At 73.8% G+C, this 19,981-nt stretch carries 2 protein-coding genes; one reads left to right on the plus strand and one right to left on the minus strand.

The annotated features are described in order from the left end of the window. Nucleotides 1-16: 16 nt before the first annotated feature. Nucleotides 17-18,760 carry a non-ribosomal peptide synthetase gene (locus tag GA0115233_RS13615; protein ID WP_093720447.1) on the minus strand — a complete coding sequence of 6,248 codons (18,744 nt, stop codon included), beginning with the start codon at nt 18,758-18,760 and terminating at the stop codon, nt 17-19. Between the two features lie 176 nt (nt 18,761-18,936). On the opposite strand from GA0115233_RS13615, the gene GA0115233_RS13620 reads away from it, so the two are divergent. After that, on the plus strand, nt 18,937-19,977 hold the full coding sequence (locus tag GA0115233_RS13620; RefSeq protein ID WP_093720448.1) for a FecCD family ABC transporter permease: 1,041 nt from the start codon (nt 18,937-18,939) through the stop codon (nt 19,975-19,977). Nucleotides 19,978-19,981: the final 4 nt, after the last annotated feature.

Consider the following 19,981-nt stretch of genomic DNA (forward strand, 5'->3'; position numbering starts at 1 on the left):
CGGTCCTTCGGTCGGTTCAGGTCGTGCGCCGCGCCCGTGCGACGAGTCCTTCCAGCGCCCGGAACCAGGTCTCGGCGAGATCCCGCACCGTCGCATCCGTCAACAGCCCTTCCAGATAGGACCAGTGTGCCGCCAGCACCGGCCCGTCCGCGCGGTCCTCGGTCACCACGTTGATGCTCAGCGCGTGGCCCTCCCGCATGTCGGCCCCGGGACCGATGTCGGCCGCGTCCTCCTCGGGCGCGTAGGACCAGTCCGTGTCCTCCGGGATGCCGAAGCGGCCCAGGTAGTTGAACTCGATCCGGGCGGGCTCACGGGCCGCCAACTCCTCGCGGGTACGCGGGTTGAGGTGGCGGAGCATGCCGTACCCGACGCCGTTGACGGGCAGCGACGACAGGTGCTCGCGCACCCGGCGCACGGCGTCCTCGGCGGCCGGTCCGCCCGCGAAGGCGCCGGCGGGGTCGGCCGTCCCGGCGTCGAGGCGTACCGGGTGGACGCTGGTGAACCAGCCGACCGTACGGGAGAGATCGGTGTCGTCCCCGGCGATCTCCTCGGCCCGGCCGTGGCTCTCCAGGTCGACCAGGACCGAGGTGTCGCTGCCGCCGTTGCGGCGCCGCCAGTCGGCGACGGCGAGGGCGAGTCCGGCGAGCAGGACGTCGTTGACCTGGGCGCCGAACGCGGCCGGGACGGCGGACAGCAGCGGTCCCGTCCGCTCGGCGGGCAGGCGCAGGACGACCTCGCGCTGGGTGCCGGTGGTGTCGCGGTCCGGGTCGAGGGGGCGGGTCGGCGGGAAGGGCTCGGATCCGCCGTCCAGTACGCCGGTCCACAGCGGCAGTTGCGCCTCCACGGCCGGTTCCTGGGCCCGTTCGGTGAGCGTACGGGCCCAGCGGGCGAAGGAGGTCTCCACCGGGGCGAGCCGGGCGGGGCGTCCGGCGCGGACGTCCTCCCAGGCGGCGGCCAGGTCGGGCAGCAGCACGCGCCAGGACACACCGTCCACCACCAGGTGGTGCGCCATCAGCAGCAGCCGCCCCGGCGCCTCCCCGGCGTCGAACCAGACCGCCCGCACCATGACGCCCGCGTCCGGGTCGAGCAACGCCCTTGCCGCGTGGGCGTGTTCGCGCACGGCGGCGCCGAGGGCCTCGGCGTCGAGACCGCTCACGTCCACCCGCTCCAGCCAGTCGGCGGCGTCGACCGCCCCGACCGGCGGCACGTGCAGGGACCAGTCCTCGGGCGAGGTGCGCGCCAGCGTGGCCCGGAGCAGGTCGTGGCGGTCGGCCAGGGCCTGGAGCACGGCTGTCAGTCCGGGCAGGTCGAGGTCGGCCGGGGTGCGGACCAGGGCGGCCTGGTGGTACGTCGCGATGGGGCCGCCCAGTTCGCGCAGCCAGTGCATGACGGGGGTGAGCGGCACGGTTCCGGTGCCGTCGTCCTCGCGGCGGACGGCGCCGGCCGTCTCCGTCTCGGCGACCGCGCCCAGGGCGGCGGCCGTGCGGTGCCGGAAGACCAGGCGCGGGGTGATGCGCACGCCCGCCGCCCGGGCCCGGCTGACGAGTTGCATGGCGACGATGCTGTCGCCGCCCAGGGCGAAGAAGTCGTCGTCCGCGCCGACCTGTTCCAGCCCGAGCACCTCGGCGACGATCGCGCAGAGCGTCTCCTCCATCGGGGTGGCGGGGGCGCGTCCGGAGGACAGGGCGGAGAAGTCGGGGGCGGGCAGGGCGGAGCGGTCCAGCTTGCCGTTGGCGAGCTGCGGGAACCGGTCGAGCGGGACGACGACGGCCGGGACCATGTGGTCCGGGAGCCGTTCGGCGACATGGGCGCGCAGTGCGGCGGGGTCGGCGCCCTCGGCGACGACGTAGGCCACCAGCAGCTTGCGCGCACCTTCCTGGCATACCGTCACCAGTGCCTGTGCGACGGCGGGGTGGGCGGTGAGCGCCGACTCGATCTCGGCGGGTTCGATACGGAAGCCGCGGATCTTCACCTGGTCGTCGGCCCGGCCGAGGAAGTCGATCCGGCCGTCGGACGTCCAGCGGGCCAGGTCGCCCGTACGGTACAGACGCGAGCCGGGCGCGCCGAACGGGTCGGCGACGAACCGCTCGGCGGTCAGTGCCGGGGCGCCGAGGTAGCCGCGGGCGAGACCGCCGCCCGCGAGATACAGCTCGCCCGTGACCCCCGGCGGCACCGGTTGCAGCCGCTCGTCCAGGACGTACGCCCGGGTCCCGGCCACCGGCCGGCCCACGAGCGGTCGGTCGCTGTCACCGACGCGCGCCACCAGGGCATCCACGGTGGACTCGGTGGGCCCGTAGAGGTTGAACGCCTCGGTGTCGCGCAGCCCGGCCAACTGCCGCCACTGGGCGACCGGTACGGCCTCGCCGCCGACGCCGACGACGGCGAGGGGGCAGTCGTCGCCCTCCAGCAGACCGCTGTCGGCCATCTGGGCGAACAGGGACGGGGTGACCTCCAGGAAGTCGAGGCGGTGTCGGCGCACGGCGTCGGCGAGGAGTTCGGGGTCGCGCCTGACCTCGTCGGAGACGATGTGCACGCAGTGCCCGTCCAGCAACCACAGCTGCGGCTGCCACGAGGCGTCGAAGAAGAACGACCAGGCGTGCCCGGCGCGCAGGTGCCGCCGTCCGGTGGCCTCGATCGCGGGCCGGTACAGCGTCTCGCGATGGCTGTGGAAGAGGTTGCCGAGGGTCTCGTGGGTGACCACGACGCCCTTGGGGCGGCCGGTGGAGCCGGAGGTGTAGATGACGTAGGCCGGGTGACGGGGCGTCAGCAGCCGGGTGCCGTCGAGGTCGGAGGGGTCCTGGGCGGCGAGCCGCGCCTGCGTGCCGGGCTCGTCCAGGACCAGCCGCGCGGCGTCCGGGGGCAGGTTCTCCGCGTAGCCGCCGCTGGTGAGCGTGACCACGGGACGGGCGTCGGCAAGGACGTCGGCGGTGCGCTCCCGCGGTGCGTCCGGGTCGAGCGGCAGGTACGCGGCGCCCGCCTTGTGGACGGCGAGTACGGCCACCAGGAAGCGAGCGGTGCGGGGCAGGGCGAGGGCGACCAACGCCTCCGGGCCCGCGCCCAGTTCACGGAGGACTCCGGAAAGGCGGTTGGCCTCCGCGTCGAGTTCGGCGAAGGTGAGCTCCGTCCCGTCGGAGGCCACCGCGGGCAGGTCCGGGAACTCGCGCACGCGCGCCTCGAAGAGGGCGGGCACGGTCGTCGGCGGCGCGAGCACGGGGCGGCTGTGCCAGCCGTCCGCCAGGCGCTTGCGCTCCTCCTCGGCGAGGATGTCCACCCGGCCCACGGTGAGGTCCGGGTCGGCGGCCACGGCGCGCAGAACGCGGCGGAGCCGGTCGGCGAAGGACTGGGCGGTGGCGTGGTCGAACAGGTCCGCGCTGTACTCCAGCACGCCGTCGACTCCGGTGCCGTCGGCGCGCTCGACGAAGTCGAAGGACAGGTCGAACTTGGCGGTGGTCTGGGCGACCTCGTCCCGGCGCCCGTCGAGCCCGGGCAGGCCCGCGCTCTCGTCCCCGGCCGCGAGGTAGACCACCATCACCTGGAACAGCGGGTGCCGGGCCAGGGAGCGGGCCGGGTTGAGGACTTCCACCAGCCGTTCGAACGGCACGTCCTGGTGGTCGAAGGCCGCAAGATCGGACTCCCGTACCCGGGCGAGGAGTTCGCGGAAGGTGGGGTCGCCGGAGGTGTCGGTGCGCAGCACCAGGGTGTTGAGGAAGAAGCCGACCAGGTCCTCCAGGGCCGCGTCGGTGCGCCCGGAGATCGGGCTGCCGATCGGGATGTCGTTCCCGGCGCCGAGCCGGGTGAGCAGGGTCGCCACCGCGGCCTGGAGCACCATGAACACGCTGACCCCGTGGTCGCGCGCCAACCGGTGCAGGTCCGCCGCCAGTTCGGCGTCGAGCGACAGGTCGGCCGAGCCGCCCCGGTAGCTGGCCTCCAGCGGGCGGGGCCGGTCGAAGGGCAGCGCCAGCTCCTCGGGGAGGCCGTCGAGGGCCTGCCGCCAGTAGGCGATCTGCCGCTCACTGACCTGCTCCAGCAGTTTCCGCTGCCAGAGCGTGTAGTCGGCGTACTGGAGCGGCAGCGGCGCCCAGTCGGGCTCCCGCCCCTGCGCGCGGCAGGCGTAGGCGAGGGCGAGGTCCCGGTGGAGGGGCGCGTCCGACCATTCGTCACCGGCGATGTGGTGCAGCAGGACCAGCAGCGTCCACTCCTGCTCGCCCGTGCGGAACACATGGACGCGCAGCGGGGGTTCACGGTCCAGCTCGAAGCCGTACGCCCCGGCCTGCGCGAGCCGCGCGGCGAGGTGCTGCTCGTCGGTGTCCTCCACCTCGAAGGGGACGCGCACCTGGTCCGGGGCGAGGACGAACTGGTGGGCGCGGCCGTCCTGCTCGGGGAAGACCGTGCGCAGCGTCTCGTGCCGTACGACGAGATCGTGCACGGCGGCCCGCAGCGCCTCGACGTCCAGCGCCCCGGTCAGCCGCCAGGCCGAGGGGATGTTGTACGTCGCGCTGGGTCCCTCGACCCGGTACAGCACCCACAGGCGCTGCTGGGCCGAGGACAGGGGGAGTCGCGCGGGGCGGGGGCCGACGGTCAGGGCCGGCCGGGCCGCGCCGTGCGCCGTGTTCTGTGCGGCCAGGCGCTCGGCGAGACGGGCCGCGGTGGGCGCGTCGAACACCGTGCGCAGGGACACCTCGGTGCCGAGGGCGGCGCGGATGCGCGCGGTCAGCCGCATGGCGAGCAGGGAGTGGCCGCCGAGCGCGAAGAAGTCGTCGTCGATGCCGACCTCGGGCACGTCCAGGACCGCGGCGAACGCCTCGCACAGCACGTCCTCGCGGGGGTTGCGGGGCCTGCGGCCCGAGGTGAGCGCGGCGAAGTCGGGCGCGGGCAGCGCCTTCTCGTCGAGCTTGCCGCTGACGGTGCGCGGCAGGGCGGGCACCGTGACGTAGGCGGCCGGGACCATGTGCGAGGGCAGTGCGGAGGCCGCACGGGCGCGCAGGTCGGCCGGATCGGGGGCGCGGTCCGCGGCGGGCAGGACGTAGGCGACGAGCCTGCGCACGCCCGGGGTGTCCTCGCGGACGACGACCGCCGCCGTCGCCACGTCCGGGTGACCGGCGAGCAGGGCCTCGATCTCGCCGAGCTCGATGCGGAAGCCGCGCAGCTTGACCTGGCTGTCGGCCCGCCCCAGGAACTCCAGCGAGCCGTCGCGGCGGCGCCGGACCAGGTCGCCCGTGCGGTACATACGGCTGCCGGGCGCCCCGAAGGGGTCGGCGGTGAAGCGTTCCGCGGTGAGGCCGGGGCGGTTGAGGTAGCCACGGGCCAGGCCCTCGCCCGCGAGGTACAGCTCGCCCGTGACGCCCACCGGGACCGGGCGCAGGGCGCGGTCGAGGACGTGGGCGCGGATGTTGTCGAGCGGGGCCGCCCAGCGACGGGAGGCGTCGGCGTGCCAGCCGTAGGCGTCGACCGCGCACTCGGTGGGGCCGTACAGGTCGTGGACCTGGACGCCGGGCAGCGCGCACAGCCGCTCCCACAGCGCCGCCGGGGTGGCCTCGCCGCCCACGCTGAGCACGCCGGGGACATGGCCGCCGGACTCCAGGAAGCCGTGGTGGATCAGCTCGCGCAGGTAGGTCGGGGTGAGGTCGAGGTAGTCGACGCGCTCCCGGTTCACGTAGGCGAGGAGCGCGGCCGGGTCGGCCATGGTGGCCTCGTCGGTCACGTGCAGTTCGTGTCCGGCGGGCAGCCACAGCAGCGGGTCCCAGGAGCCGTCGAAGCTGAACGACGCCGCGTGCACGGCCTTGAGGCCGGTGCGTCCGGCGGCCCGCTCGGCCGGTCCGATCAGGTTGTCGCGGTGTGCGCCGTAGAGGTTGCTCAGGCCCCGGTGGGTGCCGATGACGCCCTTGGGGGTGCCGGTGGAGCCGGAGGTGAAGATGACGTACGCCGCGTGGCACGGGTCCGGGTACGGCGGCAGCGGGGCGGTGTCGTCGCCCACCGGCTCCGCGTCGTCGAGCAGGACGCGTGCGCAGCCGTCCGGCAGCTTCGCCGCCAGGGCGGAGGTGGTGAGCACGCAGCGCGCCGAGGCGTCCTGGAGCATGAACTCCAGCCGCTCGGCCGGGTATTCGGGGTCCAGGGGCAGGTAGGCGGCGCCGGAGCGCAGGACGCCCAGGACGGCCGGGACCATGAGACGGCGGGGCAGGGCGAGGCCGATCACGGTCTCGGGTCCGGCACCGTGGCGCAGCGCCAGCCGTGCCACGGCGTCCACCTGCTCGGCCAGTTCCCGGAAGGTCAGCCGGGTCTCCCCCGCGACCAGGGCGGTGGCGTCCGGGCGGGCCCGCACGGTGTCGTCCAGGATCTCCGGGACGGTGCGAGTCTGCAGCGGCCGTGCGGTGGCGTTCCACTCGGTCGCGGCGGCCCGCTCCTCCTCGTCGGTCAGGACGCGCAGAGCGCCGACCGGCCGGTCCGGGTCCTGGGCGATCTGCTCCAGCAGGCCGAGCAGGCGGTCCACCAGAGCGGTCGCCGTGTCCTCGTCGGCGAGGTCGGTGGCGTACTCCAGGAGCAGCGCCATGTCGCGTCCGGCGCCGTGGTCGACGAAGGTGAAGTCCAGGTCGAACTTGGCCATGCCGGTGTCCATGTCGAACCACTCGGTGGGCAGCCCGAACAGGTCGGGGTCGCCGTCGGGCCGGTGGTGGTAGCCGAGCATGACCTGGAACAGGGGGTTGCGGTCGGCGACACGGACCGGGTTGACCGCGTCCACGACCCGGTCGAACGGCACGTCCTGGTGCTCGAAGGCGGCGAGCGCCGACTCCTTCACCCGGTCGAGGAGTTCGGCGAAGGACGGGTCGCCGGACAGGTCGGTGCGCAGCACCAGCGTGTTGACGAAGAAGCCGACCAGGTCGTCGACGGCGCTGTCGGTGCGGCCGGCGATCGGCGCGCCGAGCGGGATGTCGTCGCCCGCGCCGAGCCGGTGCAGCAGCGCCGCCGTGGCCGCCTGGAACAGCATGAACATACTGGCCTGCCGGGAGCCCGCCAGGTCCCTGAGGGCGTCGCCGGTGGCGTCCGGCAGCTCCTTGCGGACCACGGCGCCCCGGCCGGTGGTCCGCGCGGCACCCGGGCGGTCCAGCGGCAGCGGGATCTCCTCGGGCAGGTCGCGCAGGGTCCGCGTCCAGAAGTCGAGCTGCCGCTCGCCGACCTCGGCGAGCAGGGACTCCTGCCACAGGGTGTAGTCGGCGTACTGCGCGGGCAGCGGCGGCCACTCGGGGGCGCGCCCGGCGGAACGGGCCGCGTAGGCGTGGTCGAGGTCGGCCAGGAAGGGCCGGTCGGACCACTCGTCGGTGGTGATGTGGTGCAGGACGAGCGCCACCACCGCGTCCTCGGCGCCGAGGCGCAACACCTCCGCCCGCACGGGGAGCTCGGCACTCAGATCGAACGGCCGCCGCTGGGCCGCCTCGATACGTGCGGGCAGCTCCTCCTCCGCGCAGTCGACGACCCGGAACTCGGGCTCGGCCTCACCCACGGCCGCGATCCACTGGTACGGCTCGCCGTCCTCCACCAGGAACCGGGTGCGCAACGACTCGTGACGGTCCGTCACATCGCCGAGCGCCCGGCGCAGGGCGTCGAGGTCGAGGGCGCCGCGCACCCGGACCACGAGCGGGAAGTTGTAGGCGACCCCGTCGCCGGTGATCCGCTCGACGAGCCACAGCCGCCGCTGGGCGGCCGACAGCGGGATACGGGCCGGGCGGTCGGCCGGGGGCACCGGCTCCAGCACCGGACGCGCGGGCCGTCCGGCCTCCGCTCGCAGGGCCAGCCGCTCGGGGGTCGGGGCCTCGAACAGGTCCCGGATGGCCAGCTCGGCGCCGAGTTCGGTGCGGGCGCGGCTGATCAGGCGGGTGGCGAGCAGTGAGTGTCCGCCCAGGTCGAAGAAGTTGTCCTCCGCTCCGCTCCGGGGCAGCCCCAGTACCTCGGCGAAGAGCCGGCACAGCACCTCCTCGACGGGGGTGCGCGGGCCGCGCCCGGCGGACAGGGCGACGGCGGGCTCGGCGTCCGGCAGGGCGCGCACGTCGAGCTTGCCGTTGTCGTTCATCGGCAGCCGCGGCAGCACCACGAACGCGGCCGGGACCATGTAGCCCGGCAGCCGCTGTCCCAGCTCCTCACGGATACGGCGAATCAGCGCGCCCTGGCCGCGGGTGGCGGTCGGGGTGTTGGCGTACGGCTCGGTGCCGCGCCCGGCGCGCGGGCGGTACAGGCCGAGGGTGTGGCCGGAGTGGGCGGCGGGAACGAAGACGGCGTCGAAGAGGCCCGGTTCGTCGGACCAGGTGGTCAGTACCCGGAAGCCGTGGGACTCCCCCGACTGCCGTACGCCCTCGGGCTCCTCGCCCGTCGGCGGGGCGGGCTCGGCGTCCATGGCGCGCATCGCGGCGAGGTCGGCGGCCGTGCGGGCGTCGGGGATGCGCCGGACCCGGAAGGGCTCGCCGCCGCTCAGGAGTCCGGTCAGATCGGCGCCCCACTCCGCCTCGGGAACCTCGTCCAGCCGGAGGGCGTCGGCGGTGTCGGCGTACAGGACGACGTCGTAGCGGTAGCGCGTCAGCTCGTTGTGGTGGTGTCCCCGCTTGGTGCGCAGGTCGACGCCCACGCCGAGGGTGGTGAACCAGTCGGGGTCGACGAGGAGTTCCTTCTCCAGCGCCAGACCTCGGTCCACGGCCTGCCGCAGCGGCTCGGCGCCGCGCGCGACCTGGATGCCGGTCTGGAAGACGCGGGCCTGCCGCAAGTCGCGCACGTCACCCAGGAACAGGGCGCCGCCGGGGGCGAGCAGGCCCATCGCGCCCCGGATCACCTTGCGCAGGTGGTCCAGGCTGGGGAAGTACTGGATGACGGAGTTGATGACGATCGTGTCGAAGCGGCCGGCGGGCAGCCCGTCCGTCACCTCGGCAGGCTGGCAACGCAGATGCACCTTCCGGGCCAGCTCGGGGTCGGCCTCGATGTCCTCGCCGAGCTTGCGGATCACGGGTGCCGCGAAGTCGGTCGCCCAGTACTCCTCGGCGTCCGGGGCGAGCCGGGACAGCAGCAGGCCGGAGCCTACGCCGATCTCCAGGACGCGGGCGGGCCGCAGTTCCCTGATCCGATCGACGGTGGCCTCGCGCCACTCCCGCATGTGCTCCAGCGGGATGGGCGTGCCGTCGTAGGAGCTGTCCCAGCCCGCGAAGTCCTCGGTGAAGACGGCGGTGCCGATCTCGGTGTACTCGGCGGAGTAGATCTCCTGCCACTCCCCGATCTGCTCAGCCTCGGCCTCCCGGCGCGCCTCGCTGTCGGGTTCGGCCGGGACGACGTACCCCACGAGCCGCTGGGTCCCGGGCGCGGAGGTGTCGTCGCGGGCGATGACGGCGGCCTGGGAGACCTCGGGGTGCTGCGCCAACGCGGTCTCGATCTCGCCGAGTTCGACGCGGTGGCCGCGGATCTTCACCTGGTCGTCGGTGCGGCCGAGGAAGTCGAGGTTGCCGTCGGGGCGGCGCCGTACGAGGTCGCCGGTGCGGTACATGCGCTCGCCGGGCTGCCCGTAAGGGTCGGCGACGAACCGCTCGGCGGTCAGGCCGGGCCGGTCCAGGTAGCCGCGGGCCAGGCCCACACCGGCGATGTACAGCTCGCCCGCCACACCGTCCGGGACGGGCCGCAGCCAGGGGTCGAGGATGCGGGCGCGGGTGGCGCGGATGGGCTTGCCGACGGTCGGCGTGGCGCTGTCGTGGGTGCCGCCGCCGAGGGTGTTGATGGTGTACTCGGTGGGCCCGTACAGGTTGTAGCCGTAGGTGCCCTCGGTGTCCCGGAGGGTGTTCCACACGGTCTCGGTGACCGCCTCGCCGCCCAGCAGCACCAGCGGCGGCCGGTGTCCCTCCAACAGTCCCTCCTCGATGAGGAGATGGGCGTAGGTGGGGGTCACGTTGACCACGTCGACGCGGTGCTGTTCGCAGTACGCCACCAGCGCGGTGGCGTCCCTGCGCAACTCCTCGTCGCAGATGTGCACTTCGTGGCCCTCGACGAGCCAGAGCAGCTCCTCCCAGGACATGTCGAAGGCGAAGGACACGGTGTGCGCGATGCGCAGCCGGCGTCCGCCCGCCGAGGCGATGGCCGGGGCGAAGATCTCCTTCTGGTGGTTGAGCTGCATGTTGGTCAGGCCGATGTACGGCGTGACCACGCCCTTGGGGCGGCCGGTGGAGCCGGAGGTGTAGATCACGTACGCGGGGTGGTCCAGGCTGAAGGACACGCGTACGGGTTCAGCGGGCAGGGCGGCGAGTTCGGACTGCGTCTCCGGGGCGTCCAGCAGCAGGCGCGGCATGTCGCCGGTCAGGGTCGCCGAGACGGCCCGCGTGGACAGCAGGAGCAGCGGGCGGGCGTCGGCGAGCATCAGCGACAGCCGCTCGGCCGGGTGGTCCAGCTCCAGCGGCAGGTACGCGGCGCCCGTGCGCAGCACCGCGAACAGGGCCACAACAGTGTCGATGGAGCGCTGCAGGCCGAGCGCGACGACCTTCTCGGGCCCCGCGCCGTGCGTGATCAGCAGCCGGGCCAAGCGGTCGCAGCGGGCGTCGAGTTCGGCGTAGGTGACGGTCTGCTCGCCGAAGACGAGGGCGGTGGCGTCCGGGGTGCGGGCGGCCTGGGCGGCGAGCATGTCGGCGACCGTCTCGTGCGGCACGGGCTGCCGCTGCGTCTCCTCCTCGCGGGCCAGCGCGGCGGCCTCGTCGGGCAGCAGCGCGGACAGCGCGCCGACGGGGGCGGACGGGTCCGTCACGAGGCCCGAGACGAGCAGCACGAACCGGTCGATCAGGCGCTGCGCGAAGTCGTCCGCCAGCAGATCCGGCCGGTAGGCCAGGGTGACGCGGACGCGTTCGCCGGGGGTGACGACGAGGTTGGCCGGGTAGTGGGTGGCGTCCACGTTGGCGACGGCGGTCGCCCCGTGCCGGTCCCGCAGTTCGGCGAGGCGTTCGTCGGTGTCGGCGTTGCGCAGCACGAAGAGGGTGTCGAACAGCCGCCGGTGCCCGGTCTCGGCCTGGAGCACGCCTAGGCCCAGGTACTCGTACGGCATGACCTCCAACCGTTCGCCCTGGATGCGGCGCAGCAGGTCCAGCGCCGGCTCGCGCGGGTCGAAGGCGATGCGGGCGGGCACCGTGTTGAGGAACATGCCGATGACGTTCTCGACGTCCGGCACCTCGCTGGGCCGTCCGGCGACCGTGGTGCCGAAGGCGACGTCGGTACGGCCGCTCACGCTCGCGAGCACCAGGCCCCAGGCGGCGTTGAGGACGGTGTTGAGGGTCAGTCCGTGCCGCCGGGCGGTCTCCCGCAACCGCCCGGCGGTGTCCGGGTCCAGCACGGCGTCCAACTGACGCGGGATGACCGGCTCCAGGCCCCGGTCGTCGACCGCCGGGGCCAGCAGCGTGGGCTCCTCGAACCCGGCCAGCGCGGCACGCCAGGCGCGCCGGGCCGCGGAGTCGTCCTGTCGCTCCAGCCAGGTCAGGTAGTCGCGGTACGAGCCGGGCCGGGCGAGTCCGGCGGGGTCGCCGCCGCTCTCGTACAGGGCGAACAGCTGGTCCAGGAAGAGCCAGGCCGACCAGCCGTCCCACAGGATCAGATGGCGGCCCACGATCAGCCGGTCGCCGCGCTCCTCGCCGAGCCGGATCAGCAGCATCCGGAAGAGCAGCGGGCGGCTCAGGTCGAAGCGGCGGGCACGCTCCTGATCCAGCAACTCGCCCATGCGCCGGTCCTGTCCGGCAGCCGACAGCCCGGACAGGTCCACCTCGGTGAGCGGGATGTCGGCGTCCCGGACGATGAACTGCACCGGCTGGCGCAGCCCTTCGCTGGTGAACCCGGCGCGCAGGGAGGGGTTGCGGTCGAGCAGGGCGCGGGTGGCGGCGCGCAGCCGGTCGGCGTCGACGCGTTCGGCGAAGTCGAAGGACTCGTGGACGGTGTACACGTCCAGCGCGCTGTCGTCGTAGGTGGAGTGGAAGAACAGGCCCTCCTGGAGCGGGGCCAGGGGCCAGATGTCCTCGACGCGTCCGGGGGCGAGCAGCTCGACGCGGGCGCGCTCCTCGTCGGTGAGCGTGAAGGCGGAGGCCTCCTGGGCGGTGCCCGCGTCCTCCAGGACCGCCGCGGCCTCGGCGAGGGCGGCCGGGGTGCGGTGCTCGAAGACCTCGCGCGGGCCGATCGCCAGCCCTGCTCGGCGGGCGCGGCTGGCCACGGCGATGGAGCTGATGCTGTCGCCGCCGAGCAGGAAGAAGTCGTCCTCGACTCCGGCGTCGGGCAGCTTCAGGACGGCGGCGAAGATCTCCGTGAGCAGTTGCTCGCGGGGGTTGCGCGGGGCGCGGGACTCGACGCGCACGGTCTGCGGGGCGGGCAGGGCGTTGCGGTCGAGCTTGCCGCTGGGGGTGAGCGGCAGGGCGTCGAGGACGACGTAGGAGGTCGGCACCATGGGCGCGGGCAGGGTGCCCTCCAGCGCGGCGCGCAGGTCGTCGGCGCCGGACTCCTCGGTCAGTACGACGTAGGCGACGAGGGTGTTGTCCCGTACCGTCACCGCGGCCTGCGCGACGGCGGGCAGGCGGGTCAGGGCGGCCTCGATCTCGCCGAGTTCGATGCGGTTGCCGCGCAGCTTGACCTGGCGGTCGGTGCGGCCCAGGTACTCGATCACGCCGTCGGGGCGGCGCCGGACGAGGTCGCCGGTGCGGTACATGCGGGTGCCGGGCGGGCCGTAGGGGTCGGCGGTGAAGCGTTCGGCGGTCAGGCCGGGGCGGGCGTGGTAGCCGCGGGCGAGCTGGACGCCGGTGAGGTACAGCTCGCCGGGGACGCCGTCGGGCACGGGGCGCAGGCAGGTGTCGAGCACGCGCAGGCCGGTGTTCCAGACGGGGCGGCCGATGGGCACGGTGACGCCCTGGTCGGTGCCCTCGACGGGGTGGTGGGTGACGTCGACGGCGGCCTCGGTGGGGCCGTACAGGTTGTGCAGGGGCACGCCGGTCAGCTCGCGCCAGCGGTGCGCGGCGGCCGTGGGCAGGGCCTCGCCGCTGCTGAACACGCGGCGCAGGGAAGCGGCCCAGGAGGAGTCGTCGGTGACCTCGTCGGACTGGAGGAACGCCTCCAGCATCGACGGCACGAAGTGCATCGTCGTCACGCCCTCCTCGCGCACCAGGGCGGAGAGGTAGGCCGGGTCCCGGTGTCCGTCGGGCTTGGCGAGCACGACGGCGGCGCCTTCGAGGAGCGGCCAGAAGAACTCCCACACGGAGACGTCGAAGCTGGACGGGGTCTTCTGCAGGACCCGGTCCTCGGCCGTCAGACTGTAGGCGCCCTGCATCCAGGCGAGCCGGTTGACGATGGCGCGGTGGGTGACGATCACGCCCTTGGGCAGGCCGGTGGAGCCGGAGGTGTAGATGAGGTAGGCGGGATCGTCGGGGTGGGCGGGGCGTGCGGGAGCGGCCGGGGGCTCGTCGGTGTGCTCCTCGTCGAGGAGGAGTACGGCGTCGGCCGCGAGCCGCAGCCGGTCCGCGATCCCGGCGAGTGTGATCACCGTGCTCGTCCCGGAGTCGGCGAGCATGTGGGCGATGCGGTCCGCCGGGTAGTCCGGATCGACCGGGAGGTAGGCGGCGCCCGACTTCAGTACGCCGAGCAGCGCCACCATCAGTGCGGCGGACCGGGGCACGGCGACCGCGACGAACCCGCCGGGACCGGCGCCGCGAGCGCGCAGGCGTGCCGCCAATGCTTCGGCTCGGGCGTCGAGTTCGGCGTAGGTGAGGTGTTCCCCGGCGAAGACGACGGCCGTGGCGTCCGGAGTGCGGGCGGTCTGGGCGGCGATTGCCTCGGCGAGGGTGCTCGCCGGGACCTCGCGCTCCTCTCCGGCCGGGTGGGCGCGCAGGGCCTCGTCCAGGGTGAGCAGGTCGAGGGCCGCGACCCGCTGACGGGTGTCGGTGGCGAACTCCTCCAGCAGACGTGCCAGTCGGTCGCCGAGGGCGCGTACGGTGTCGCCGTCCAGCCGCTCGGTGTGGTGCTTGAGCCGCAGGTCGAGCCGTTCGCCGGGCTTGACGACCAGGGCGAGCGGATAGTGCACGGCGTCGTGGAAGGCATCGCCGGTGACGCGGACCGTGCCCGAGGGGTCCCGCAGGTCCGGTTCGGCGGGGTAGTTCTCGAACACGACCAGGGTGTCGAAGAGTTCGCCCTCTCCGGCGTGCCCGGCGAGCCGCTGGATCTCGGCGAGTCCGAGGTGCTGGTGGTCCAGCAGGCGGGCCTGTTCCTCCTGGAGGCGGGTCAGCAGGGTGCCGAGGGTCTCGCCCGGGGCCCAACGCAGCCGCGTGGGCAGGGTGTTGATGAACAGGCCGACCATTGAGGCGATGCCCTCGACCTCGCTGTCCCGGCCGGAGACGGTGGTGCCGAAGAGCACGTCGTCGCGGCCGGTGAGCCTGCCGAGGAGGAGGCCCCAGGCGGTCTGGACGACGGTGCCGAGGGTGACGCCGTGCTCGCGGGCGCGGTCCGCCAGGCGTGCGGTGGTGCGTTCGGGCAGTTCCACGCGGACGTGCGCGGGCTGGACCGGTTCCCCGGTGGCCGGGGTGTCGACCAGGCGGGTCGGCTCGTCGAGTCCGGCGAGCGCGGTGCGCCAGGCCTCGCGGGCGGCCTCGCGGTCCTGTCCGGCGAGGCGGCGCAGGAAGTCGCGGTAGGGGGCGACCTCGGGGAGCGCGGGGTCGTCGGTGCCGTAGCAGGCCATCAGTTCGCGGTGCAGGACCGGCAGGGACCAGCCGTCGGCGACCGCGTGGTGGAAGGTCAGGACGAGTCGGCTGCGGTGTTCCCCGAGCCGGACCAGGGCGCAGCGCAGCAGGGGCGGTGCGGCCAGGTCGAAACCGGCCGCGCGCTCGTCGGCGACGACGGCCTCGCCGAGCGTCTCGCGGATCTCGACGTCCTGCGCGGACAGGTCGACCTCGCGCCAGGGCAGTTCGGCGTGCCGGGTGATGATCTGCACCGGCGTGCCGTCGGGGCGCTGGCGGAAGGCGGCGCGCAGGGGTGCGTGCCGGTCCAGCAGGCGCTGGGCGGCGCGGCGCAGGGTGGGACCGTCGACCGCTCCGGCGAGGTCGAGGACCTGCTGGACGACGTAGACGTCGCCGCCGCTGCCGCTGGTGAGGGAGTGGAAGAAGAAACCCTGCTGGAGCGGGGTGAGCGGGAGCAGTTCCTCGATGTCTAGGGGGTTGGCGCCCTGGATCTCGGGCAGTTCGCCGGGGTCGACCTCCACCAACGGTGCCGGCTCGCCGTGTTCCGTGACCCGCTCCACGGCCGCGCGGGCCAGGGACTCGGCGGTGCGGTGCCGGAAGACGTCACGGGTGGTCAGTCTCAGTCCCGACTCGCGGGCACGGATGAGGAGTTGGATGGCGGTGATGCTGTCGCCGCCGAGGGCGAGGAAGTCGTCCTCCGCGGTGACCTCGTCCAGTCCGAGCACCTCGGCGAAGAGCGAGCACAGCAGCTTCTCGCGCGGCGTCTCGGGCGCGCGTCCGGAGCTCATCGCGCCGTAGTCGGGGGCGGGCAGGGCGCGGGCGTCGATCTTGCCGCTCGGGGTGACCGGCAGCGCGTGCAGGGGCACGAGGGCCGACGGGACCATGTAGTCGGGCAGATACTCGGCGGCGTGGGCGCGCAGGGTGCGCATCAGGGCGTGCACGTCGCGGAAGGGGGCGGGGCTGTTGGCGTGCGGGTAGGCGCCGGTGCCGCGGTAGAGGCCGGGTGCCGGGTCGGTGAGGGCGAGGACCGCGTCGAGGGCGCCGTCGTCGGCGGTGCCGTTCCAGGTGAGCGCGGCGCGGTAGCCGTGGCGTTCGGCCAGGGCGTGCAGGTCCTCGGGGTCGGCGCCCGGGGCCGCCTCGCGGCTGCTGCCCTCCAGGGCGCGCAGGTCGGCGAGGTCGTCGGCGAGGCGGGCGTTGGGGATGCCGGTGACACGCAGGCGCTCGGGGCGCTCGGCGAGCAGGGCCTCCAGGTGGTCCGCGCCCGCCCAGGGGACCTCGCGCTCGTCGGGGACGGCCGCGCGCGGGCCCGGACGCAGGACGACGTCGTAGCGGTAGCGGCTCAGCTCGTTGTGGTGCGCGCCCCGCTTGATCCGGATCTCGGTGTCGAAGCCGTCGAGGGCGGCGAAGTAGTCGGGGTCCAGGAGGAGTTCGCCCTCCCAGCGCACGGACTGTTCGACGGCGGCACGCAGGGCGCTCTTGTCGTCGGTCGTGGCGCGCCGCGTCTCGACGGCGGCGCGCAGGGTGCGCAGCAGCCGCAGATTGCGGACGTCGCCGACGAAGATCCGCCCGCCGGTGGCGAGCAACCGGGAGGCGGCGCGCAGGACTTCGGTGAGGTAGTCGGCGCCGGGGAAGTACTGGGCGACGGAGTTGATGACGACGGTGTCGAAGTGACCCTCGGGCAGCCCGGTGGTGTCGTGGGCGGGCTGGGCGCGCAGGTGGACTCCGGGGAGGTCCACCTGCGCGCGCAGGGCGGCGACGGCCTCGGAGGAGAGGTCGGTGCCCCAGTACTCCTCGCAGTCGGGGGCGATGCGGGAGAGGATCAGTCCGCTGCCGACGCCGATCTCCAGTACGCGCCTGGCCGGTCCGAGTTCGCGAACGCGGCGGACGGTGTTCTCCCGCCACTCGCGCATCTCCTCGACGGGGATCGGGAGCCCGTCGTACATGCTGTTCCAGCCCGCGAAGTTCTCCTGGGCGCCCTCCGAACCGGCGGCGCTGTAGAGGAGTTCGTGGACCTCCTTCCACTCCTCGACGTGTTCGGCGGAGCCGTCGAGGGAGGGGACGACATAGCCGACGAGGCGGCGGTCGCCGGGGCGGTCCTCGCGGGCGACGACGGTGACCTGGTCGACCGCCGTGTGGCCGCGCAGTACGGACTCGATCTCGCCAGGTTCGATACGGAAGCCGCGGATCTTGATCTGGGCGTCGGCGCGGCCCAGGAACTCCAGGCGTCCGTCGGCGCGCCAGCGCACCAGGTCGCCGGTGCGGTACAGGCGTTCGCCGGGGGCGCCGAAGGGGTCGGCGACGAACCGTTCGGCGGTCAGGTCGGGGCGGCCGAGGTAGCCGCGGGCGAGACCGGCGCCGCCGAGGTACAGCTCGCCGGTGAGTCCGGCGGGGACGGGGCGCAGGTAGGCGTCGAGGACGTAGGCGCGGGTGCCGGGGTCGGGTACGCCGATGGGCACGATGGAGCCGGCCGGGATGTCCGGGTCGCACAGGCCGAGCGTGGAGTTGGTGGTGGCCTCGGTGGGGCCGTAGGCGTTGAACATCATCCGGCCGCGGGCATAGCGGCCGACGAGTTCCGGCGAGACGCGTTCCGTTCCCGCCAGCAGGGTCGCGGTGGGCGGTAGGTGGACGTCGTCCGGCATCGCCGCGAGCAGGGCGGGCGGCAGGATCATGAAGGTGATGCCGTGCGCGTGGGCGTAGTCGGCGAGCGGGGCGGCCGGGACGCGCAGTTCGGCCGGTACGACGACCAGTCGGCCGCCGGAGAGCAGGCCGAGGCACAGGTCCCAGAAGGCGACGTCGAAGCTGGGCGAGGCGAACTGGAGGACCCGGCTGTGCGGGCCGATGCCGAAGCGCTCGCTCTGCGTGGCGACCAGCTTGGCGACACCGCTGTGGGCGAGCACGACACCCTTGGGCCGTCCGGTGGAGCCGGAGGTGTAGATGACGTAGGCGGCGTTGTCGACGGTGATCGGGGCGTCCGGGTCGTGGGCCGGACGCGCGGTCAACTCGGCGGCCGTGCCGGGCGCGTCGAGCGCCAGGACGGTCATGCCTTCCTGCTCGGGGAGGTCGCGGGCGGTCTCCTCCGTCGTGACCATGCAGACCGGGGTGGCGTCGCCGAGCATGTAGGCGATGCGGTCGGCCGGGTAGTCGTGGTCGATGGGCAGGTAGGCGGAGCCGGACTTCAGGACGGCGACCTCGGTGACGATCAGGTCGATCGAGCGGGGCAGGGCCAGGGCCACGATGCGCTCGGGGCCCGCGCCACGGGCGAGCAGGGCGTGGGCGAGGCGGTTGGCGCGCTCGTCCAGCTCGGCGTAGGTGAGCTGCTCGTCCTCGAAGACCAGGGCGACGGCGTCCGGGCGGGTGCGGACCTGCTCGGCGAACATCGCGGGCCAGGTCGCGAGGGGCACGGAGTGCCCGGTGGCGTTCCAGTCGTGGACGACCTGGGTGTACTCGCTCTCCCCCATCAGTTCCAGCCGGTCCAGGGCTGTTCCGGGGCGGGCGAGCGCGTCGGCCAGCAGGGTGCGGTAGTGGCCGAGCAGGCGGTCGACGGTGGCGGCGTCGAGGATACGGGGGTCGTACGCCGCCCGTGCCTCGCCCGCGCTGACCTCCAGCAACAGGTCGACGGGGCCGGGCAGTTCACCGGCGGGGCGGGTGGGGGTGGCGAGGACCGTGTTGAAGAAGAGGCCGCCGCCGCGGGCGGGCCGGGGGTGCAGTTCCTCGACCAGCATGTCGATGGGCAGCCGGTGGATCTCGGCGTCGGCCCATGTCTGTTCGATCTGCCGCAACAGCCCCTGGAAGGAGGGTTCGTGGTCGATGCGGACCCGCACCGGCAGTCCGTCGTGGCCGACGGTGATGTCGGTGGCCTGGCCGTAGCGGTGCAGCAACGCCACGAAGGCGGCGAGCAGTTCGGCGTCCGTGGCCTGCGGGAGGCCGGACCGGGTGCGGACCTCGCGCGCGTGGTCCGGTTCGGTCGGATGAGGTCGGTCGACGGGAAGTGATGTCTCCAACGGAAGCGGTGTCAGCATCCGCTGCCAGTAGGCCAGGACTTCTTCGGAACCGCACACAGCAGCGCGCCCTCCCCAGCGGGTCGTTCCCGGCCTGGGCCGGGGATCGGCGCCATAGTAAGGTAAGGGTTACCTAATTCAAAGCGTGCACACATATTTCGACAAGGGGATGGGACCGGGGCCCAACTCCCCCTATGGTCCTGTTTGTTAGGCAAGGCTGACCGAAGGAAGTTGACGTGGGGACCTCGGCGGTCCGGGCGGCGAAAGGCCCCCGCGCGGTACTCCTGCTCGCGCTCTCCGGCGCGGCGCTGCTGGCCCTGTGCGGCCTGTCGATGGCCTACGGCGCGCTCGGCGTGCCCCTTGACCAGGTCTGGCACACCCTCCTCGGCGACCCGCCCAACCGCCGCGTGGACAACGTCATCTGGTCCGTACGGCTGCCCCGGACCGCCCTCGGCCTCGCCACCGGCGCCGCGCTCGGCCTGTCGGGCGCGCTGATGCAGGCGCTCACCCGCAATCCGCTGGCCGACCCGGGCATCCTCGGGGTGAGCGCGGGCGCGGCGTTCGCGGTGGTGCTGTCGGTCGGGGTCCTCGGGATCGCCTCGGTCTACGGCTACATCTGGTTCGCGTTCGCCGGGGCCATGGTCGCGAGCGTGCTGGTCTATCTGCTGGGCGGGCTGGGCCGTTCGGGCACCACACCGGTGAAGCTGGCGCTGGCCGGGGTCGCGGTGACCTCGCTGCTGTTCTCGCTGACCAGTGCCGTCGCGCTGACCGACCCGGACGCCCTGAACCGCTACCGCTTCTGGTCGGCGGGCTCCCTCGCCAACCAGGACCAGGAAGTCCTGGTACGCGTCCTGCCGTTCCTCGGCGTCGGCGCCCTCCTCGCGCTGGCCTGCGCCCCGGCCCTCAACCGGCTCGCGCTCGGCGACGACGTGGCCCGCTCGCTCGGACTCAAGGTCGGCCTGGTCCGCGTCCAGGGCGTGGTCGCCGTCACCCTGCTCACGGGGGGCGCCGTGGCCGTGATCGGGCCGGTCGTCTTCGTCGGCCTGGTCGTCCCGCACATCGCCCGCGTCCTGGCCCAGTACGCCGGTATCGGCCCCGACCACCGCTGGCTGCTGCCGCTGTCGGCCGTCCTGGCCCCCTGCCTCCTCCTCGCCGCGGACATCGCCGGCCGGCTCCTGGCCAAGCCCACGGAGATCCAGGCGGGCATCCTGGTCGCCTTCCTGGGCGGCCCGTTCTTCATCGCGCTGGTACGCCGCCGCCGACTCGCGGACCTGTGAGCAT

This window comes from Streptomyces sp. DI166 (assembly GCF_900091315.1).
GTDB classification, from domain to species: domain Bacteria; phylum Actinomycetota; class Actinomycetes; order Streptomycetales; family Streptomycetaceae; genus Streptomyces; species Streptomyces fuscus.